This is a genomic window from Prevotella heparinolytica (assembly GCF_002998535.1).
Taxonomy (GTDB): Bacteria; Bacteroidota; Bacteroidia; order Bacteroidales; family Bacteroidaceae; genus Bacteroides; species Bacteroides heparinolyticus.
Genome location: NZ_CP027234.1, coordinates 679,235 through 700,386, shown reverse-complemented (window position 1 = coordinate 700,386; position 21,152 = coordinate 679,235). Strand labels below are relative to the sequence as shown.

Annotated in this window: 15 protein-coding genes and 1 pseudogene; 15 read left to right on the top strand and 1 reads right to left on the bottom strand. The window is 51.2% G+C overall.

The window, feature by feature from the left end:
* The first annotated feature begins 88 nt into the window (after positions 1–88).
* The 11 genes and pseudogenes from C3V43_RS02855 (at position 89) to carB (ending at position 15,704) form a co-directional block, all read left to right on the top strand.
* The gene (locus tag C3V43_RS02855) at positions 89–1,771 is read left to right on the top strand and encodes a long-chain fatty acid--CoA ligase (protein ID WP_106068515.1); all 1,683 of its coding nucleotides are present in this window, start codon (positions 89–91) and stop codon (positions 1,769–1,771) included.
* A 130-nt stretch (positions 1,772–1,901) separates the two neighbouring features.
* Positions 1,902–2,321 (top strand): annotated as a pseudogene (locus tag C3V43_RS02850) (PaaI family thioesterase); the annotation flags it as partial.
* A complete protein-coding gene (locus C3V43_RS02845; protein ID WP_106068514.1) occupies positions 2,318–3,418 on the top strand; it encodes an isochorismate synthase in 1,101 nt (366 codons plus the stop codon). The pseudogene C3V43_RS02850 and the gene C3V43_RS02845, both read left to right, overlap by 4 nt.
* Before the next feature lie 19 nt (positions 3,419–3,437).
* Positions 3,438–5,099, top strand: coding sequence for a 2-succinyl-5-enolpyruvyl-6-hydroxy-3-cyclohexene-1-carboxylic-acid synthase (gene menD / locus C3V43_RS02840; RefSeq protein ID WP_106068513.1), 1,662 nt, complete (start codon positions 3,438–3,440; stop codon positions 5,097–5,099).
* Positions 5,100–5,104: 5 nt separating this feature from the next.
* Positions 5,105–5,929, top strand: coding sequence for a 1,4-dihydroxy-2-naphthoyl-CoA synthase (gene menB, locus C3V43_RS02835; protein WP_106068512.1), 825 nt, complete (start codon positions 5,105–5,107; stop codon positions 5,927–5,929).
* 108 nt (positions 5,930–6,037) lie between these two features.
* Positions 6,038–7,063, top strand: a complete 1,026-nt coding sequence (locus C3V43_RS02830) for an o-succinylbenzoate synthase (protein WP_106068511.1) — start codon at positions 6,038–6,040, stop codon at positions 7,061–7,063.
* Between the two features lie 22 nt (positions 7,064–7,085).
* The gene (locus C3V43_RS02825) at positions 7,086–8,192 is read left to right on the top strand and encodes an AMP-binding protein (protein WP_106068510.1); all 1,107 of its coding nucleotides are present in this window, start codon (positions 7,086–7,088) and stop codon (positions 8,190–8,192) included.
* A 112-nt stretch (positions 8,193–8,304) separates the two neighbouring features.
* On the top strand, positions 8,305–8,772 hold the full coding sequence (locus C3V43_RS02820) for an alanyl-tRNA editing protein (RefSeq protein ID WP_106068509.1): 468 nt from the start codon (positions 8,305–8,307) through the stop codon (positions 8,770–8,772).
* Positions 8,773–9,302: 530 nt separating this feature from the next.
* Positions 9,303–11,192: an amidophosphoribosyltransferase gene (locus C3V43_RS02815; protein ID WP_106068508.1), complete on the top strand. Its 1,890-nt coding sequence runs from the start codon at positions 9,303–9,305 to the stop codon at positions 11,190–11,192.
* Positions 11,193–11,296: 104 nt separating this feature from the next.
* Positions 11,297–12,376, top strand: a complete 1,080-nt coding sequence (gene carA, locus C3V43_RS02810) for a glutamine-hydrolyzing carbamoyl-phosphate synthase small subunit (RefSeq protein WP_106070427.1) — start codon at positions 11,297–11,299, stop codon at positions 12,374–12,376.
* Positions 12,377–12,428: 52 nt separating this feature from the next.
* Complete coding sequence (gene carB, locus C3V43_RS02805; RefSeq protein ID WP_106068507.1) at positions 12,429–15,704, top strand: carbamoyl-phosphate synthase (glutamine-hydrolyzing) large subunit; 3,276 nt, start codon at positions 12,429–12,431, stop codon at positions 15,702–15,704.
* A gap of 140 nt (positions 15,705–15,844) precedes the next feature.
* Here carB and C3V43_RS02800 read toward each other — a convergent pair whose 3' ends face one another.
* Positions 15,845–16,420 carry an HdeD family acid-resistance protein gene (locus C3V43_RS02800; RefSeq protein WP_106068506.1) on the bottom strand — a complete coding sequence of 192 codons (576 nt, stop codon included), beginning with the start codon at positions 16,418–16,420 and terminating at the stop codon, positions 15,845–15,847.
* 398 nt (positions 16,421–16,818) lie between these two features.
* Here C3V43_RS02800 and trpB point away from each other — a divergent pair, with 398 nt between their 5' ends.
* From trpB to trpD, 4 genes are read left to right on the top strand one after another with little or no spacing between them, the layout of a single operon-like run.
* The gene (gene trpB / locus C3V43_RS02790; RefSeq protein ID WP_106068505.1) at positions 16,819–17,997 is read left to right on the top strand and encodes a tryptophan synthase subunit beta; all 1,179 of its coding nucleotides are present in this window, start codon (positions 16,819–16,821) and stop codon (positions 17,995–17,997) included.
* 27 nt (positions 17,998–18,024) lie between these two features.
* On the top strand, positions 18,025–19,425 hold the full coding sequence (locus C3V43_RS02785) for an anthranilate synthase component I family protein (RefSeq protein WP_106068504.1): 1,401 nt from the start codon (positions 18,025–18,027) through the stop codon (positions 19,423–19,425).
* Between the two features lie 28 nt (positions 19,426–19,453).
* Positions 19,454–20,092 carry an anthranilate synthase component II gene (locus C3V43_RS02780; RefSeq protein ID WP_106068503.1) on the top strand — a complete coding sequence of 213 codons (639 nt, stop codon included), beginning with the start codon at positions 19,454–19,456 and terminating at the stop codon, positions 20,090–20,092.
* Positions 20,093–20,136: 44 nt separating this feature from the next.
* Positions 20,137–21,129 (top strand): anthranilate phosphoribosyltransferase, encoded by a 993-nt coding sequence (gene trpD / locus C3V43_RS02775; RefSeq protein WP_106068502.1) that lies wholly within the window; start codon positions 20,137–20,139, stop codon positions 21,127–21,129.
* Positions 21,130–21,152 lie beyond the last annotated feature (23 nt).

Here is a 21,152-nt window from a genome sequence, read left to right as displayed (position 1 = left end):
TGCCCACTAAAAAAAGCTTATAGAGCTTGCGTGGCATTACTATAAGTTCTATCTTTGCGCAGTTTTAACTAAAGTGTGCAGATTACGAATGAAACAAGAATACGGGTTCGTTGATTATATAGAACAAAGTATCATTAAAAACTGGGATAATAATGCCCTGACAGACTATAAAGGAATCACGCTGCAATACAAAGACGTAGCAAGAAAAATAGCAAAATTTCATATCGTACTGGAAAGTGCCGGCATACGGCCGGGAGACAAGATTGCCGTTTGCGGGCGTAATAGCGCACATTGGGCGGTGACTTTTCTGGCCACAGTAACCTACGGCGCCATCATTGTTCCCATCTTGCACGAATTCAAAGCCGACAACATTCATAATATCGTCAACCACTCCGAAGCCAAATTACTGTTTGTCGGCGATCAGGTATGGGAGAATCTCAATGAAGATGCAATGCCCCTGCTTATCGGCATCGCATTATTGACGGATTTCAATCTCGTGGTCTGCCGCAATAAACAGTTGCTGGATGCTTTTGAACACCGAAACGCCATATACGGCACATACTATCCCAGGAATTTCAGACCCGAACATGTGAACTACCGCAAAGAGCAATCACCCGAAGAATTGGCTGTAATCAACTACACTTCGGGCACTACGGGATATTCCAAAGGAGTGATGCTTCCTTGCCGCAGCCTTTGGTCCAATCTGGCCTATTGCCATGAGATGCTTCCGGTACGCCCCGGCGATCGCATCGTGTCCATGTTACCTTTAGGACATGTGTTCGGCATGGTGTACGACTTTCTATACGGTTTCTCGGCCGGCGCGCATCTGTTTTTTCTTACGCGCATGCCGTCACCCAAGATCATAGCCCAGTCGTTTTCGGAAATCAAACCACGTGTCATATCGTGTGTGCCGCTCATCGTAGAAAAGATTATCAAAAAGAACATTCTGCCGCGTGTGGACAACAAGATAGGCAAACTACTGTTGCGTGTGCCCATCATCAATGATAAAATAAAAGCAGCCGCCCGTAAAGAGGCTATGGAAATATTCGGAGGTAATTTTGACGAGATCATTGTAGGCGGCGCTCCATTCAATGCCGATGTAGAACGCTTCCTAAAACAAATAGGATTCCCCTACACCGTTGCATACGGCATGACGGAATGCGGTCCCATCATCAGCTCAAGCCGCTGGGACACGCTAAAGCTTGCCTCGTGCGGAAAAGCCGCCAGCCGCATGGAAGTCAGGATAGACTCCCCTGACCCTGAAAACATTGCCGGTGAAATTATTTGCAAAGGCACCAACCTGATGCTGGGTTACTACAAAAACGACGAAGCAACTTCCCAAATCATCGACAGCAACGGCTGGTTGCACACAGGCGACCTTGCAACAATGGATGCCGAAGGATACATCACCGTGCGAGGCCGCAGTAAAAACATGCTCCTCACCTCCAGCGGGCAGAATATCTACCCCGAAGAGATTGAAAGCAAGCTGAACAACATGCCCTATGTCTCCGAATCGCTCATCGTGCTTCAGAAAGAGAAACTGGTGGCGCTTATCTATCCGGACTTTGACGACGCATTTGCCCACAACATGAAACAGGAGGACATTGAAAAAGTGATGGAGGACAACCGCAAGGAACTGAACCTCCAATTACCGGCTTACAGCCAGATTGCCAAAGTCAAGATACACTTTGAGGAGTTTGAAAAGACAGCCAAGAAAAGCATCAAGCGCTTCATGTATCAGGAAGCGGCGAAACCGGTCCAACAACAGTAACAGGAATATCTTCCCTCGGTACGCATGGAGAGGGAAAGATTTTTATCTACATAGGTTTTTGCTCCTCCGCTCAATTTTCTACCTTTGTAATCTAAATCAAAATAAGGCAGTCATGAAGCATAAACCAGCGGTACGTACCACCGAAATCTCACTTGAGCAATGGAACGAGCAGGCAAGCCACGCATTAATGGGCAATCTGGGCATTCAATATACCTATGCCGATGAAACCCGCATAGAGGCCACAATGCCCGTAGACCACCGCACACGTCAGCCATTCGGGATGCTTCATGGGGGCGCTACCCTTGCGTTAGCCGAGACGATCGCCGGTCTGGGTTCCACAATCCTTTGCCAGCCTGATGAGGTTGCCGTAGGGATGCAGGTCAGTGGAAATCATATCTCATCTGCACAAGAAGGAGACACGGTACGTGCCGTAGGAACGATCATGCATAAGGGACGTTCGTCTCACGTGTGGAATGTGGACGTCTTTACCTCAACCGGCAAGTTGGTATCTTCCGTACGGGTGGTGAACAGTGTTATGAAAAAGAGATGACAGACAAAGATACAAGTAAATTGAAAACGATTGATGCACTTATTGAGCGTGAAGAGCCGTTCGCTGTTTTCCGCCTCCCGGAAGAGAAAGTTCCCCGTCTGTTGACGCTGGAGGGAGGCACGGTGCATCTGATATACGATTTGAAAGACCTGAATGGAGAGAAAGGGTTTGTCATCGCTCCGTTCCGGGTCAGTGAGACATGTCCGGTTGTGTTGATCCAACCCGGCCGGCAAGAGCCGTTACCTGACGAAAAAACGAGAGAAGACAAAGATAGGGCGCTGCAAATGCAAGAAAGGTTTCAGTCTTCGCCCACAGAAGAATATACCACCTGCTTTCAGTCCTTCATCCATGCTTTGTGCAATAGAACGTTTGACAAGTTAGTGCTTTCAAGGCGCTTCACCATCGACAGGACGCCGGAATTCTCTCCTTCATCGGCCTTTCAGGCTGCATGCAGACAATATATCCATTCGTATATCTACTTGTGCTATACTCCGCAGACCGGTATGTGGTTGGGAAGCACCCCTGAGATTATTTTATCGGGCAAGAGCGACCAATGGAGCACGGTTGCCCTGGCCGGAACGCAACCTTTGCGAAATGGCAAACTGCCACAGACATGGGACGAAAAAAACAAGAAGGAGCAGGAGTATGTCACCTCTTACATTCGTCAGCAGCTCCGTTCATTGGATATCCGGTCTACGGAAAACGGTCCTTATCCGGCCTATGCCGGCGCTTTGTCGCACCTGAAAACGGATTTCGGATTTTCTTTAAAAGACAACAAGGAGTTGGGCAACCTGCTGAAAGTGTTGCACCCCACCCCTGCCGTATGCGGATTGCCGAAAGAAGAGGCCTACCGGTTCATTTTGGAAAACGAAGGGTATGACCGGCGCTATTATTCCGGTTTCATCGGATGGCTGGATCCTGACGGCAAGACTGATCTATACGTGAATCTACGCTGCATGCATATCGAGGACAAGCAACTGACCCTGTATGCAGGCGGCGGACTGCTGGCTTCTTCGGAGTTGAACGACGAATGGCTGGAGACGGAAAAGAAGATGCAAACCATGAAACGGCTCACGGCAATGCCTCTTAATTCATAAACGACTAATCATTATCATCATGTACACAGACAAAAAGAACATACTTCAACTGGCGGCGTTGCTCAAAGCGCACGGAATAACAAAGGTTGTGCTGTGTCCGGGCAGTCGCAATGCTCCCATCGTGCATACGTTGTCCAATCATCCGCATTTCACCTGCTATGCAATGACGGATGAGCGCAGCGCGGGTTATTTTGCCATCGGCCTTGCCTTAAATGGAGGCAATCCCGTTGCTATTTGCTGTACTTCGGGAACCGCATTATTGAATCTTCATTCGGCTGTGGCTGAAGCCTTTTATCAGCATGTTCCCTTAGTGGTTATCTCCGCCGACCGCCCGGCGGCCTGGATCGGACAGATGGACGGACAGACCGTTCCGCAACCGGAGGCGTTCCGGACATTGGTCAAGAAATCGGTCAACCTTCCGGAGATTCATACGGACGAGGATGAATGGTATTGCAACCGCCTGATAAATGAGGCGTTGTTGGAGACGAATCATCATGGGAAAGGCCCCGTGCATATCAACATCCCGATATCCGAACCGCTGTTCCGGTTCACGACCGATGCCTTGCCTGAGGTACGCGTCATCACCCGTTATCACGGCTTGAACATCTACGACCGCGATTATAACGACCTGATTGACCGGATGAACAAGTATAGGAAACGGATGGTCATCGTGGGGCAAATGAACCTGATTTATCTGTTTGAAAAGAGATATACCAAGTTACTATACAAGCATTTTGTCTGGCTTACGGAGCATATCGGCAACCGGACAACGCCGGGGATTCCGGTAAAGAACTTCGACACGGCACTCCATGCCATGCCTGAAGAAAAGGCAGGCCAAATGGCGCCTGAATTGCTGATTACCTATGGCGGGCACATCGTTTCCAAACGGTTGAAACAGTTTCTCCGCCGGAATCCGCCCAAGGAGCATTGGCACATATCGCCCGACGGTGAGGTTGTCGACCTCTACGGCTCATTAACTACCGTGATTGAAATGGATCCGTTTGAATTCTTGGAAAAGATAGCCGGGCTGCTGGACAATCTGACTCCCGAGTATCCCCGTGTATGGGAGAATTATTGCAAAATGATTCCCGAACCGGTATTTGCCTATTCGGAAATGGCGGCTGTCGGTGCATTGATAAAGGCTTTGCCGGAATCTTGCTCATTGCATTTGGCAAACAGTTCGGTGATTCGTTATGCCCAACTCTATTCCATTCCTTCCACGATTGAGGTTTGTTGCAACCGTGGTACAAGCGGCATAGACGGTTCGCTTTCCACGGCTGTGGGCTATGCGGCGGCTTCGGACAAACTGAACTTCGTGGCCATCGGAGACTTGAGCTTTTTCTATGACATGAATGCATTGTGGAATGTCAATGTCCGTCCAAACCTGCGCATCCTATTGCTGAATAACGGCGGAGGGGAGATTTTCCGGACATTGCCTGGATTGGAACTGTCGGACACCTCACATGGGTATATTACGGGCGTTCATAAAACATCTGCCAAAGGTTGGGCGGAAGAGCGCGGTTTTCTTTATCTGCGTGTGGACAACGAAGCACAGCTACCGGAAGCGATGAAGACCCTTGCACAGCCGGAATCCGTGGAACAGTCCATCTTGCTGGAAGTATTTACCGACAAGGACGAAGATGTGCGAATATTGAAGGATTATTATCACCAATTAAAATAAAAACTATGTCAACAAAAAGAGAATGGACAACCATCAGAGAATATGAGGATATCCTGTTCGATTACTATAACGGGATTGCCCGCATCACAATTAACCGCGAACGGTATCGGAATGCGTTTACCCCGACCACTACCGCCGAAATGAGCGATGCCTTGCGCATTTGCCGTGAAGAAGCGGACATCGACGTGATTGTCATCACCGGAGCCGGAGATAAGGCTTTCTGTTCGGGTGGCGACCAGAATGTGAAAGGGCGTGGCGGTTATATCGGCAAAGACGGTGTGCCCCGCTTGAGCGTACTGGATGTGCAAAAGCAGATTCGCAGCATCCCGAAACCGGTGATTGCTGCCGTAAACGGTTATGCCATCGGTGGCGGACACGTGCTCCATGTGGTATGCGACTTGTCTATCGCTTCCACCAATGCCATTTTCGGTCAGACCGGACCTCGGGTAGGTAGTTTCGATGCCGGATTCGGCGCATCTTATCTGGCACGCGTGGTAGGCCAGAAGAAAGCACGCGAAATCTGGTTCCTTTGCCGCAAATACAATGCACAGGAGGCATTGGAGATGGGATTGGTGAACAAAGTAGTGGCACCGGAACAATTGGAGGATGAGTATGTGCAATGGGCGGAAGAAATGATGCAACTCAGTCCCTTGGCCCTGCGCATGATCAAGGCCGGGCTGAACGCCGAACTGGATGGGCAGGCCGGCATTCAGGAGCTGGCAGGAGACGCTACGCTGCTCTATTATCTGACAGACGAAGCGCAAGAAGGCAAGAATGCCTTTCTGGAGAAACGCAAGCCGAACTTCAAGCAGTATCCGAAGTTTCCTTAGAGGCTGTTCTGAATTTGCTTCAGCAGCTCAGAGGCTGCCGGTGTTCTGTCCGACAGTATTCAGGTGTTTCTTTTCAAGGCTGTTGTTCTGTTTCATCATTTACAAGTCATGGATTGCAGGATTAAAATAATCCCCCGGTTGCTTCATTTCAAAGAACCGGCCGGGACTTCGCGAGGTATCTATTCCACCCGGAAAGTCCGGTATCTTCATTTCACCTCTCCGGAGTTTCCGGGCCGGGTGGGAATGGGAGAATGCGCCCCACTGCCCCAACTCAGTTGCGACGATGTGCCGAACTACGAGGATGTGCTGCAAGCCGCCTGCCGCCAAGTGGAAGCACAAGGCGGCATCCTTGATGTTGATGCTTTGCGCAATTATCCATCCATTCTTTTCGGATTGGAGACGGCCATCCGCCACTATCATGCAGGCGATTGGGCTTTGTGGGACACCGCTTTCTCCCGTGGAGAAGCTGGAATACCGATTAACGGGCTTATCTGGATGGGAGATTATAATGAGATGCTCGTCCGGATAGAAGCAAAAATGAAGGCGGGCTTCCGATGTATCAAACTGAAAATAGGCGCCATAAACTTTGAAGAAGAGCTGGCTTTGCTTCGCCATATCCGCACTCATTTCTCATCCAAAGAGATGGAACTGCGTGTAGATGCCAATGGGGCTTTCTCTCCTGCCGATGCCATGGAGAAATTAAAACGCCTTTCGGAGTTGGATTTACATTCCATCGAACAGCCTATCCGGGCAGGACAATGGGAAGAGATGGCCCGCCTGACTTCCGAATCTCCTTTGCCGATAGCACTGGATGAAGAGTTGATTGGCTGCAACACCCTGGCAGAAAAACGGAAACTTCTTGCTGCCATTCAACCTCAATACATCATTCTCAAACCTTCCCTTCATGGTGGAATGAACGGTGGAAACGAATGGATTGAGGAGGCCGGAAGACAACAAATCGGTTGGTGGATTACGTCGGCTTTAGAATCTAATATCGGACTGAATGCTATTGCCCAATGGTGCGCGACTCACGATAATCCACTGCCGCAGGGATTAGGAACGGGATTACTTTTCACCGATAATGTGGAGGTGCCTCTTGAGATAAAAAAAGATAGTCTGTGGTTCTGCAAATAACCGGAAACTTTAAAACAATTCGATGATATACGACCGGAACAAACAGCATCTACTGATCGAAGGAACAGCATATACTCCTGAAGACATAAGCAAGTGTGTGGCAGAAGGGGCTGAGAAGTATCCTCCCGCTATATGGGACTTATTTCTTTTCCTGAGTGAATGGTTCAACGATTCTCCCGTCATCACCGTTCACACCTCCGGCTCTACGGGTATTCCCAAAGAATTGACCGTGCGCAAAGACCGGATGATGCAAAGCGCACGCCTGACTTGCGAATGCCTGAACCTGCAACACGGCGACACGGCATTGCTGTGCATGAACCTCCGCTACATAGGAGCCATGATGGTGGTGGTGCGCTCGTTGGCGGCCGGCTTGAATCTGATTGTGCGCCCGGCTTCCGGACACCCGTTGGCCACAGACGTAAAAGGTTCTTTGAGGTTTGCCGCCATGGTTCCCATGCAAGTCTACAATACGCTTCAGGTTGCCGAAGAAAAAGCACGATTGGAAAAGACCGATATTTTGATTATAGGAGGCGGTGCAGTCGACGAGGCGTTGGAAGCAGAACTCAAATTGCTCCCGACCGCAGTCTATTCCACTTATGGCATGACTGAAACATTATCACACATTGCCCTGCGCCGCCTGAACGGAGACACCGCTTCCGAACATTACCATCCTTTCCCATCGGTGAGACTCTCTCTCTCCACCGAAGGCACACTGGTGATTGAAGCTCCCTTGATTTGTGATGACATCTTGCAAACCAATGATATTGCCCATATCTATCCCGACGGAAGTTTCAGCATTCTGGGACGGAAAGACAATGTGATTAATAGCGGCGGAATCAAGATTCAGGCAGAGGAAATAGAAAAGAAGCTTCGCCCCATAATTTCTGCTCCATTTGCAGTTACTTCAATTCCCGACCGGCGTTTAGGACAAGCTTTGGTTTTATTGATTGCCGGCCGGCCGGACGTACAAGATATAAAGAATAAATTGCCGGCCATACTCGAACCTTATTACCGTCCTAAACATATCTTTGCAACAACCTCTATTCCGCAAACCGAAAATGGGAAAACAAACCGAACCGAATGTCGCGCTTTGGCACTACAATTGTTCAAGGTGACGGAAAATAAATAATACCTATGTGGGAATGAGACGAATTATCCGGATTACAGACATAAGAACAAAGGATTAAAGGATTGATTAAAGTGAACATGTGATGTCTAAAAATAATAAAAACTTGTCTATTATGGAAATGAACCAAGCCGCCCCCAAATTTCAGGATGCATCAATCGCCCCCATGCACACAACCGAACATATCATCAATCAAACCATGATAAGACAATTCGGTTGCGGACGTTCCGTATCGGCGCATATAGAACGAAGAAAAAGCAAACTGGATTATCACCTTGCCTCCTGCCCCACCGAAGAAGAAATAAAGAGGCTGGAAAAGGCAGTTAACGAGGTAATAGCCCGACATTTGCCTGTGACGACGGAATTTATTGCGCAAGAAGAAGCAGAAGGACGTTTCGACATGCAACGGTTGCCCGACGATGCCTCGGAAACAGTACGCGTTGTAAAGGTGGGTGATTACGACGAATGCCTTTGCATAGGTGTGCATGTGGCAAATACATCAGAAATCGGCACTTTTAAAATCATCAGCCACGATTGGGACGAAGAAGCCAAACGTTGGCGAATGCGTTTCAAATTAGTATAAACGGCATTGCGCCATCAGAAAGCAGCCTGAAGGCCTGTTGGATATTTTCATTTTCATCCCTGCGGTCGGCCTTCGTCAAGGTGTGGGATTGCCTTTCTTGAAGTGCGGGCATATCTCCTCTCAAGTGCGGGCAGAGCGAGTGTAAAGTGTGGGCTTACAGGCGGTGAAGTGCGGGCGGAGAAGAGCTTAGGTGTGGGTGTAAGCCTCCTAAAGTGTGGAGGCAGACTTGGTAAAGCCTCAACGAGATAAGAAGCACAAAGAGTATGCCCTCAAAAAGAACATTTTGTAGTCAAAAACATTCTTTTATCAACATTTTGTCTTGAAGAGAACTTCTTCCCACATTTTTAGCAAACAAATAAGGAGAAAAACCTCTTTGTGTCAACATGTTTTTATATCTTTGCAGCATAACAGACTTTTGCCACCTGCCGCATTGCTTTCGGCAGAGACATGGACGTGGAGCAACCAAGTAATCTTGCAACTTCGGCTACAATGGAATCATATAGTAAATAGAAAAAATAGTAGATAAACAAATGGAACAACTGAAGCACGAATGCGGCGTTGCCATGATACGCCTGCTGAAACCGTTGGAGTATTATGAAAAGAAGTACGGTACATGGATGTACGGACTGAACAAGCTCTATCTTCTGATGGAAAAGCAGCACAACCGAGGGCAAGAAGGCGCAGGGCTGGCCTGCGTCAAGCTGGAAGCCAATCCGGGCGAGGAATACATGTTTCGTGAGCGTGCTCTCGGTTCGAGTGCCATCACCGAAATATTCGGTACGGTGCAGAACAATTTCAAAGACTTGACAAAGGAACAGCTGCACGATGCGGAATATGCCAAGCGTATACTGCCTTTTGCCGGAGAGGTTTATATGGGGCACTTACGCTATTCCACTACCGGCAAGTCGGGCATCTCGTACGTGCATCCGTTCCTCAGAAGGAACAATTGGCGTGCCAAAAATCTGGCCTTATGCGGCAACTTCAACCTGACGAACGTCGACGAGATTTTTGCACGCATCACAGCCATCGGGCAACATCCGCGCAAGTATGCCGACACTTACATCATGCTGGAGCAAGTGGGACATCGGCTCGACCGCGAAGTGGAACGCCTTTTCAATCTTGCCGAAGCCGAAGGGCTGACGGGTATGGACGTGACCCACTATATTGAGAATCATATAGACCTTGCCAATGTGTTGCGCACTTCGAGCAAGGAATGGGACGGAGGATACGTCATGTGCGGACTGACCGGAAGCGGAGAAACATTTGCCGTGCGCGACCCTTGGGGCATCCGTCCCGCATTCTGGTATCAGGATGAGGAGATAGCCGTACTTGCCAGCGAACGCCCGGTGATACAAACCGCACTCAATGTTTCCGTCGAATCCATCAAGGAGTTGCAACCCGGACAAGCCTTGCTCATCAACAAGGCCGGCACAATCCGCACGGTGCAAATCAACAAGCCGCGCAAAATGCGCCCCTGTTCTTTCGAGCGTATCTACTTCAGCCGGGGCAGTGATGTCGATATTTATAAAGAACGCAAACTGCTGGGCGAGAAGCTCGTTCCCAACATCCTGAAAGCCGTGGACAACGACATAGACCATACGGTATTCTCCTTCATACCCAACACGGCGGAAGTAGCTTTCTATGGCATGTTGCAGGGATTGGACAAATATCTCAATGAAGAAAAAGTGCAGCAGATTGCCGCCCTCGGCCACAATCCCGGCTTGGAAGAACTGGAACACATCCTGTCTCGCCGAATCCGCAGTGAGAAAGTCGCCATCAAGGATATCAAGCTGCGCACTTTCATTGCCGAAGGCAACAGCCGCAACGACCTCGCCGCCCATGTGTACGACATCACCTATGGCAGTTTGGTTCCAAACGTCGACAACCTCGTCATCATCGACGACAGCATCGTGCGCGGCACAACCCTGAAGCAAAGCATCATCGGCATTCTCGACCGCCTCCATCCGAAAAAGATAGTGATTGTGAGCTCTTCCCCGCAGGTGCGCTATCCCGACTATTACGGCATCGATATGGCCAAAATGAGCGAATTCATCGCTTTCAAGGCAGCCATTGAACTGCTGAAAGAGCGGAACATGGAGGATGTGATTGCTTCCGCATACCACAAGTCGAAAAAACAGACGAACCTGCCCAAGGAGGAGATGGTGAACTATGTAAAAGAGATTTACGCTCCTTTCAGCGACGAAGAAATCTCTGCCAAGATGGTAGAGCTGCTCACTCCGAAAGGAACGAAAGCCGAGGTACAGATTGTCTACCAGCCCCTCGAAGGATTGCACGAGGCCTGTCCCAACCATCCGGGCGACTGGTATTTCAGTGGCGACTATCCCACGCCGGGCGGGGTGAAGCAACTGAACAAGGCTTTTGTGGAGTATATCGAGGAGAAAGAAGAAAAGAATAACTGAATCATAAGAAGAATACTATTTTATACATGAGCAACGAAAAGAATATCTCAAAAGAAGCTCCTTCCTCCCCTCTCTTTGAGCAAGTGAGCACAAGCAAGAGCGGAATGACCGGAGGCGTTTCGCTTCTTCTCGACGATGGAACATGCTTTCGCGGCAAGTCGTTCGGTTATGAAAAGCCGGTGGCGGGAGAAGTGGTCTTCAACACAGCCATGTCGGGCTATCCCGAAAGTCTGACCGACCCTTCGTATGCCGGACAACTGATGACGCTCACCTATCCGTTGGTGGGCAACTATGGCGTACCGCCGTTCACCATCGAGCCTGACGGCCTGCCCACTTTCATGGAGAGCGAACGCATCCACGCCGAAGCCATCATCGTAAGCGACTATTCCGAAAACTACAGCCACTGGAATGCCACCGAGAGCCTTGCCGACTGGCTGAAGCGCGAACAAGTGCCGGGCATTACGGGCATTGACACCCGCGAACTGACCAAAGTGCTGCGCGAACATGGCGTAATGATGGGTCGGATTATTTTCGACAACGAACCGGACAACGTGCCCGAAGCCGCCTATGCCGGTGTGAACTATGTGGACAAGGTGAGTTGCAAAGAGATAATCCGATATAATCAAGGAGCAGGCAAGAAGAGGGTTGTTCTCGTGGATTGCGGCGTAAAGGCCAATATCATCCGCTGCCTGTTGAAGCGTGACGTAGAAGTGATTCGTGTGCCGTGGAACTACGATTACAACGGACTGGAATTTGACGGCCTGTTCATATCCAACGGGCCGGGCGACCCGGACACCTGCGATGCCGCCGTACAAAACATCCGTAAGGCCATGCAGAATGAAAAGTTGCCTATCTTCGGCATCTGCATGGGCAACCAGTTGCTTTCAAAAGCCGGAGGAGCCCGGATTTACAAATTGAAGTACGGACACCGCAGCCATAACCAACCGGTGCGCATGGTGGGTACGGAACGTTGCTTCATCACTTCTCAGAATCACGGTTATGCAGTCGACAGCCATACGCTGGGCGACGATTGGGAACCGCTCTTCATCAATATGAACGACGGCTCCAACGAGGGTATCAGACACAAGCGCAACCCTTGGTTCTCGGCACAGTTTCATCCGGAAGCGGCCAGCGGCCCCACAGACACGGAATTTCTGTTCGACGAGTTCGTGAAACTGCTATAAGACCGATATCCGGCAAAGATTCATCATCGTAACCATTAACCCCAAAGACCCAATGAAAGAAAACAACATAAAGAAAGTGCTGCTGCTCGGCTCCGGCGCATTGAAAATCGGTGAAGCGGGAGAATTCGACTACTCCGGTTCGCAGGCACTGAAAGCGCTGAAGGAAGAAGGCATCCATACCGTCCTCATCAACCCCAATATTGCTACGGTGCAAACCTCCGAGGGAGTTGCCGACCAAATTTATTTCCTGCCCGTGACGCCCTATTTTGTAGAAAAGGTCATTCAGAAAGAGCGTCCTGACGGCATCATGCTTGCTTTTGGCGGACAAACGGCCTTGAACTGCGGAGTGTCTCTCTACAAAGAAGGTATTTTCGAGAAATACGGCGTAAAGGTGCTGGGTACCCCCGTACAGGCCATCATCGACACCGAAGACCGCGAAATTTTTGTGCGCAAGCTGAACGAGATCGACGTAAAGACCATCAAGAGCGAAGCTGTGGAGAATGCGGCCGATGCCCGCCGGGCCGCTGCCGAACTGGGCTATCCGGTAATCATACGTGCGGCCTATGCGCTGGGCGGTTTAGGCTCCGGCTTCTGCGACAATGAAGAAGAACTGAATGTATTGGTTGAAAAAGCTTTTGCCTTCTCTCCGCAAGTGCTGGTGGAAAAATCGTTGAGAGGCTGGAAAGAAGTGGAGTATGAAGTGGTGCGCGACCGCTTCGACAACTGCATCACGGTGTGCAACATGGAGAACTTCGACCCGTTGGGCATCCATACGGGCGAGTCGATCGTTATTGCTCCTTCGCAAACACTGAGCAACACGGATTATCATAAGCTGCGCGAACTGGCTATCCGCATCATCCGCCACATCGGCATTGTAGGAGAGTGTAACGTGCAGTATGCCTACGACCCCAATAGCGAGGATTATCGCGTAATCGAGGTAAACGCACGCTTGAGCCGTTCGTCTGCATTGGCCTCTAAAGCAACCGGTTATCCGCTTGCATTTGTGGCTGCGAAACTTGGTTTGGGTTATGGCTTGTTCGACCTGAAGAACTCCGTCACCAAAACCACCAGCGCATTCTTCGAACCGGCTCTGGATTATGTGGTGTGCAAGATTCCACGGTGGGATTTGGGCAAATTCCACGGTGTGGACAAGGAGCTTGGTTCTTCCATGAAGTCGGTAGGTGAGGTAATGGCCATCGGACGCACTTTCGAGGAAGCCATTCAGAAAGGCCTGAGAATGATAGGTCAAGGCATGCACGGGTTCGTGGAAAACAAAGAACTTGTCATCCCCGACATCGACAAGGCATTGCGCGAACCGACCGACAAGCGCATCTTCGTCATCTCGAAGGCTTTCCGTGCCGGATATACCGTAGACCAAGTGCACGAACTGACCAAAATAGATAAATGGTTTCTGGAGAAGTTAATGAATATCATGAACACTTCAAAGGAGTTGCAGCAACTTGGAAATAAGCATGCCCAAGCTTTTTCGTCCGACAAAAGCCTTCGCTCCGTCGAGAGCGACGCATCGGGACGGGAACTTCTGCGCAAAGCGAAAATACAAGGCTTCTCTGATTTCCAGATATCCCGCGCTCTTGGCTTGGAGCAGTATATGGAAAGTGAAAAAGGCAGTCTTGCCGTGCGCGCTTTCCGCAAGAATACAGGCCTTTTACCCGTTGTGAAGCAAATAGACACCCTTGCCGCCGAATATCCTGCGCAAACCAATTACTTGTATCTGACGTACAACGGCACGGCCAACGATGTCCACTATCTGGGCGACCGCAAGTCCATCGTCGTTCTCGGTTCCGGCGCTTACCGCATCGGCTCCTCGGTAGAGTTCGACTGGTGCGGCGTACAAGCGCTGAACACCATCCGCAAGGAGGGCTACCGCAGTGTGATGATTAACTATAACCCCGAAACCGTCTCCACGGACTATGACATGTGCGACCGTCTTTACTTTGACGAGCTGACCTTTGAACGGGTAATGGATATCATCGAACTGGAGAATCCGCACGGTGTGATAGTCTCTACCGGCGGACAAATACCGAATAACCTTGCCATACGCCTCGACGAACAACGAGTACCTATCCTCGGCACAAGCGCCAAAAGCATCGACAATGCCGAAGACCGCGACAAGTTCTCTGCCATGTTGGACCGCATCGGTGTGGATCAGCCCGAATGGAGTGCGCTGACCTCGATGGAGGATATCAACGCTTTCGTCGCCAAAGTGGGTTTTCCGGTGCTTGTGCGCCCCTCGTACGTGCTTAGCGGAGCAGCAATGAACGTCTGTTCCAACAAGGAAGAGCTGGAACGTTTCCTGCAACTGGCTGCCAATGTGTCGAAGAAACATCCGGTGGTGGTGAGCCAATTCATCGAACACGCCAAGGAAGTGGAAATGGATGCCGTGGCACGAAACGGCGAAATCATAGCGTATGCCATCAGTGAGCATATCGAGTTTGCCGGAGTACATTCGGGCGATGCCACTATCCAGTTCCCGCCGCAAAAGCTGTATGTGGAAACGGTGCGCCGCATCAAGCGCATCAGCCGCGAGATAGCCCGTGAACTGAATATCTCCGGGCCGTTCAACATCCAATATCTGGCACGTGAGAACGACATCAAGGTAATCGAGTGCAACCTGCGTGCATCGCGTTCGTTCCCGTTCGTCAGCAAGGTGCTGAAAATAAACTTTATCGAACTGGCCACGAAGGTAATGCTCGGCATTCCCGTAGAGAAGCCCGACAAGAATCTGTTCGATTTGGATTATGTGGGAATCAAAGCCAGCCAATTCTCCTTCAACCGCCTGCAAAAAGCAGATCCGGTGCTGGGTGTGGACATGGCTTCTACCGGCGAAGTGGGTTGCATAGGCAGCGACACTTCCTGTGCCATCCTGAAAGCCATGCTCTCCGTGGGCTATCGCATTCCGCAGAAGAACATCCTTCTCTCCACCGGTACGCCGAAACAGAAGGTGGAAATGCTTTCCGCCGCCCGCCTCTTGCAGCAGAAGGGCTACAAACTATTCGCTACGGGCGGCAGCAGCAACTTCCTTACGGAAAACGGCGTGGAGAACACACGCGTCTATTGGCCCAGCGAAGAAAACCAACAGCCGCAAGCTCTTGACATGCTCCGCAACAAGGATATAGACATGGTGGTGAACATCCCGAAAAACCTCACGGCAGGCGAGTTGAGCAATGGCTATAAGATACGTCGCGCAGCCATCGACCTCAACATTCCGCTGATAACGAATGCCCGTCTGGCAAGTGCGTTTATCAATGCCTTCTGCACGATGAGCGTAGACGACATTGCCATCAAGTCATGGGAAGAGTATAAGTAAGGCTATCGGGAAAAGATATTTATAATTCAAAGGCAATCAGCGTTTTACACTTGTACAAGTATCGCCCTGCGCTTGTACAAGTGTAAACGTTCGGTTGTACAAGCGCAGGCTTACGCACTTAGAAGTGTGAATCGGGGAAATCAGTCGATAATCTCGGCGTCCTCGATATCGGTCAGTTTCTTTACAGGACTCTCCGGTTCTTTGGGACGGCGGCGCATGAATTTGAACCAGTTCAGGAGTTCCGAGGCGGCATACACCAAACAGCCGATACCAATGATGACAAATGCCGTGGAACGCACTCCCGTGGGATTGAACAGCGCAATCAGTCCGGCAAGCAAAATCAATACGGGCACCACATAGAACCCTCCCGGCACCGGCATCCAGCGACGGGCGGCAGAAAGCGAGGCTATTTGCTGCACCCCGCCCATCACGAGGATGAATCCCAGCACAAAGGTCAGCAGATCTGCAAAGAAATCGGGCATGATGATGAGCCATGCACCAAACAACAGGCTGCCCACTCCCTCAATCGGAAAACGAAGACGCGCCTCGGCAGGCTGCACAAAATAACCTATGATACTGATTAGCGAAGGCACCAAAAAAACAACACCTATCGTAATCACAAGATAATCGCCGGCCTTATCGGGAAACATCACCAATATCAGGCCTATCACCAACGCGCATATAGAACGCAAAAAAGAATAACTTAATCCTCTCATGAGCCTCTGTTTTTTTGCGAAGATACATTTTATCCGAATAACCCGGAACGAAAACCGTGAAAATATATCGCCGTTTCTTCCGGATACCCTCTTATCATAGAACAGTGAATCAAGAAAAATGTTCTCCCGAAGAAAAAAAGTAAGTTTTATTTTGGAGGTAAAAACAAAGTGCTTATATTTGCCCCCGTAAAAACAAAAAAAAGACAATGAGAACAATATCGGTAAATACATATTGGTGGTGGCGTCCGTTACAACTCCGACAGTCGTAAGGGAGCAGCGCTCGTATGTATATATCCGATGTATATATAAGGAACAACAGAAAACAGAAAGAGTCCTGTCGCACCAAGCGACGGGGCTTTTTTCGTTTTACCGCCAAGATGATTTTAAACACAGCGAATATGAGTTTTTTAGTTGACAAAGATGGTTATTACGGAGATTTCGGCGGGGCATACATCCCCGAAATCCTCCACAAGTGTGTGGAAGAGTTGCAAAACACCTACCTCGACGTGCTTCAAAGCGAAGACTTCAAACGCGAATACGACCAGTTGCTGCGCGACTACGTAGGCCGCCCCTCCCCACTCTATCGGGCACACCGCCTATCGCGGAAGTACGGCTGCAAGATTTACCTCAAACGCGAGGACCTGAACCACACCGGCGCCCACAAAATAAACAACACCATCGGGCAGATTTTGCTGGCCCGCCGCATGGGCAAACGGCGCATCATTGCCGAAACCGGCGCCGGACAACACGGTGTGGCCACTGCCACCGTCTGCGCCCTGATGGATATGGAATGCGTCATCTATATGGGCAAGACCGATGTGGAACGCCAACACATCAACGTGGAGAAGATAAAGATGCTGGGGGCAACCGTGGTTCCCGTCACCGGAGGAAACATGACGCTGAAGGACGCCACCAACGAGGCCATCCGTGACTGGTGTTGCCATCCGTCGGACACTTTCTACATCATCGGCTCCACCGTAGGACCGCATCCATATCCCGATATGGTGTCGCGGTTGCAGTCAGTCATCAGCGAAGAGATAAAGAAACAACTTGCCGAACAGGAGGGACGCCACTGTCCCGACTACCTTATCGCCTGCGTAGGCGGAGGAAGCAACGCCGCCGGAACCATCTATCACTACATCAACGACAACCGCGTGAAGATTGTGCTGGCCGAGGCGGGCGGCAAAGGAACGGACACGGGCATGACGGCCGCCACCATCGCTTTGGGCAAACAGGGCATCATACACGGGGCACGCACCTACGTCATCCAGAACGAAGACGGACAGATTGAAGAACCCTACTCCATCTCGGCCGGGCTGGATTATCCGGGCATCGGCCCCATGCACGCCAACCTTGCCGCGCAGAAGCGGGCCATCGTCCTCTCCGTCAACGACGACGAGGCCGTCCGCGCCGCCTACGAGCTGACGCGTCTCGAAGGCATCATCCCTGCCCTTGAAAGCGCCCATGCACTCGGTGCGCTGGGAAAAATAAGCTTCAAGCCCGACGATGTGGTGGTGCTCACCGTTTCGGGGCGGGGAGACAAAGACATAGAAACGTATCTCGATTTTGAAAAATAACTTTCCGAAGAAAAACGAATGACAACAATGAAACAATATCGCTACACCACCCTCAGCCGCACACTGCTCGGCGACCTCCACACACCGGTGAGCACTTATCTGAAAGTGCGCGACATTTTTCCGCAGAGCGCGCTCATGGAGAGCTCGGACTATCACGGAAGCGAAAACAACCGCTCCTTCATCGGCCTGTGTCCGGTGGCAAGTTTCAGCATCAACCACGGCACGGCTGTGTTCCGCCTGCCCGATGCCGACCGCGAAGAGCATCCCGTAGACGACGGTTACCGCGCGGAGGATGCGCTGAAAGATTTTCTGAGCCGATTTCACGTAGAAGGCGAATATGGCAACTACTGCGGCCTGTATGGCTACACCTCGTTCAATGCCGTGCGCTATTTTGAGAACATCCCCGTGAAAGACAGCCGCGAAGCCACGAACGACGCACCCGATATGCTATACATATTATATAAGTATCTCATCGTCTTCAACGATTTCAAAAACGAGATGATGCTGCTCGAAATGCTGGCGCCCGGCGAAGAATCAAGGCTGGACGAGGTGCAGAAGGCCATCCGCAACCGCAACTATACGACGTATGATTTCCGGGCTGTGGGCGAAACCACCTCGCCGCTCACCGACGACGAGCACAAAGCCAACATCCGGCGGGGCATTGCCCACTGCATGCGCGGCGATGTGTTTCAGATTGTGCTTTCGCGCCGCTTCGAGCAACGGTTCACGGGCGACGACTTCAAACTCTACCGTGCCCTGCGCAGCATCAACCCCTCGCCCTACCTCTTCTATTTCGACTTCGGAGGTTTCCGTATCTTCGGCTCATCGCCCGAAACCCATTGCCGCATCGAGGGAAAACAGGTCTACATCGACCCCATTGCCGGAACCACGAAGCGCACCGGCAACGCCGAACAGGATGCCGCCGGTGCACGCTATCTGCGCGACGACCCGAAGGAGAACGCCGAACACGTCATGCTGGTGGACCTTGCCCGCAACGACCTCTCCCGCAACTGCCGCGACGTAAAGGTGGACTTCTACAAAGAGACGCAGTATTACAGCCACGTCATCCACCTCGTGAGCCGTGTCAGCGGAAGGCTGAACGACGACTCCGACCCCATCAAGACGTTTGTAGATACTTTTCCGGCCGGCACGCTGAGCGGCGCGCCGAAAGTACGGGCCATGCAGCTCATCAGCGAACTGGAACCGCATAATCGCGGCGCATACGGCGGTTGCATCGGTTTCATCGGGCTGAACGGCTCGCTGAATCAGGCCATCACCATACGCACCTTCGTCAGCCGCAACGGAACGCTCTGGTTTCAGGCGGGTGGCGGCATCGTGGCCCGGAGCAACGAGGAGTACGAGCTGCAAGAGGTGAACAACAAGCTCGGCGCACTGAAGAAAGCCATCGTCATGGCAGAGAAAATGTAAACAGAAAAAACGATAAACAACGAACAACATGAAAATAGCAATCATTGACAATTATGACTCTTTCACCTACAATCTGGCTCATTTGGTGAAAGAGCTCGGCGCAGAAACGGATGTGCTGCGCAACGACCGGTTCCGCCTCGAAGAATTGCAACCGTATGACAAAATCATACTCTCGCCCGGCCCCGGCATTCCCCGTGAAGCCAGACTGCTGCTTGACGTCATCCGCACATACGCCGGACAAAAACCGATACTCGGCGTCTGCTTGGGCGAGCAAGCCATCGGAGAAGCGTTCGGCGCAAAACTCATCAATCTGAGCGACGTCTTTCACGGCATACAGACCGAAATAACGGTCAGAGGAGAAGATGCCCCCGAAAAAGAAACAGCATTCGTCGCCCATCGTTCACCGCTGACTCCTCACCTCCCGCCGCTCTCTCCCGATTACCTCTTCAACGGCCTGCCCGCCACCATCTCCGTGGGACGTTACCATTCTTGGGTGGTCGACACCGAAGACTTTCCGGAAGAACTGGCCGTCACCGCCATCAGTCCCGAAGGGCAAATCATGGCGTTGAAGCACCGGAAACACGACGTCCGAGGCATCCAGTTCCATCCGGAATCCGTGCTGACCCCCGACGGGAAAAAAATCATGGAAAACTGGTTGAAAGCCTAAACGAAATGAGAGGTATAAGCACAATGTAAGTAAATAAAAGAAATATGAAAGCCATATTATCCCGCCTCTTCAATCACGAAGAGCTCAGCTCGGAGGAGACCAAACAAATCCTCCTCAACATCACCAAGGAGATGTATCCCGAAGCACAGATAGCTGCGCTGCTGACAGCCTTCCAAATGCGCGGTATCACGGTAGACGAACTTATCGGCTTCCGCGAAGCACTGATGCAGACGCGCATTCCGATAGACTTCGCACCCTATCGCCCCATCGACATCGTAGGTACGGGCGGCGACGGGAAGAATACGTTCAACATCTCCACCTGTGCCTGCTTCGTCGTTGCCGGAGCCGGCTACAAAGTGGCCAAGCACGGCAACTACGGAGCCACCTCCGTGAGCGGAGCCAGCAATGTCATCGAGCAGCACGGAGTGCGCTTCAGCAACGACCCCGACAGACTGAAACGCAGCATGGAGGAGTGCAACATCGCCTACCTGCATGCACAGCTTTTCAACCCCGCCATGAAGTCGGTAGGCCCCGTGCGCAAGGCATTGGGCATACGCACGCTGTTCAACCTGCTCGGACCGTTGGTGAATCCCTGCCGGCCGGCCTACCAGTTGCTCGGTGTTGCCGACCTTGCGCAAATGCGCCTCTACACCAACGTGTTCTATAAACTGGGCATCGACTTTGCCGTGGTCAACAGCCTCGACAGCTACGACGAGATTTCCCTGACCGACGAGTTCAAAGTGATGACCCGCAACTACGAGCGCATCTATCGTCCGCAAGCCCTCGGATTCAATGCCGCCCGTCCCGAAGAACTGTTCGGAGGCGCATGCAAGGAAGATGCCGCCCGCATCTTCGACAATATCCTCAAAGGAGAGGCCACCGCCGCCCAAACGCAATGCGTCGTCGTCAACGCCGCCTTTGCCATCCAGATTATGGAACCGCAGAAGGAGATAGAAGAGTGCATCGACATCGCGCGCCGCTCGTTGGAGAGCGGAAGTGCGTTGAGGACGCTGAAGAAGTTCATAGAAATTAATTGAAGTATGGCTTTAATTTTCAGGCG

Excerpts from the sequence above, each read along its gene's own strand:
- C3V43_RS02855 (WP_106068515.1), top strand. The coding sequence starts at position 89 with ATGAAACAAGAATACGGGTTCGTTGATTATATAGAACAAAGTATCATT.
- C3V43_RS02845 (WP_106068514.1), top strand. The coding sequence starts at position 2,318 with ATGACAGACAAAGATACAAGTAAATTGAAAACGATTGATGCACTTATT.
- menD (WP_106068513.1), top strand. The coding sequence starts at position 3,438 with ATGTACACAGACAAAAAGAACATACTTCAACTGGCGGCGTTGCTCAAA.
- menB (WP_106068512.1), top strand. The coding sequence starts at position 5,105 with ATGTCAACAAAAAGAGAATGGACAACCATCAGAGAATATGAGGATATC.
- C3V43_RS02830 (WP_106068511.1), top strand. The coding sequence starts at position 6,038 with ATGGATTGCAGGATTAAAATAATCCCCCGGTTGCTTCATTTCAAAGAA.
- C3V43_RS02825 (WP_106068510.1), top strand. The coding sequence starts at position 7,086 with ATGATATACGACCGGAACAAACAGCATCTACTGATCGAAGGAACAGCA.
- C3V43_RS02820 (WP_106068509.1), top strand. The coding sequence starts at position 8,305 with ATGGAAATGAACCAAGCCGCCCCCAAATTTCAGGATGCATCAATCGCC.
- C3V43_RS02815 (WP_106068508.1), top strand. The coding sequence starts at position 9,303 with ATGGAACAACTGAAGCACGAATGCGGCGTTGCCATGATACGCCTGCTG.
- carA (WP_106070427.1), top strand. The coding sequence starts at position 11,297 with ATGACCGGAGGCGTTTCGCTTCTTCTCGACGATGGAACATGCTTTCGC.
- carB (WP_106068507.1), top strand. The coding sequence starts at position 12,429 with ATGAAAGAAAACAACATAAAGAAAGTGCTGCTGCTCGGCTCCGGCGCA.
- C3V43_RS02800 (WP_106068506.1), bottom strand. The coding sequence starts at position 16,420 with ATGAGAGGATTAAGTTATTCTTTTTTGCGTTCTATATGCGCGTTGGTG.
- trpB (WP_106068505.1), top strand. The coding sequence starts at position 16,819 with ATGAGTTTTTTAGTTGACAAAGATGGTTATTACGGAGATTTCGGCGGG.
- C3V43_RS02785 (WP_106068504.1), top strand. The coding sequence starts at position 18,025 with ATGAAACAATATCGCTACACCACCCTCAGCCGCACACTGCTCGGCGAC.
- C3V43_RS02780 (WP_106068503.1), top strand. The coding sequence starts at position 19,454 with ATGAAAATAGCAATCATTGACAATTATGACTCTTTCACCTACAATCTG.
- trpD (WP_106068502.1), top strand. The coding sequence starts at position 20,137 with ATGAAAGCCATATTATCCCGCCTCTTCAATCACGAAGAGCTCAGCTCG.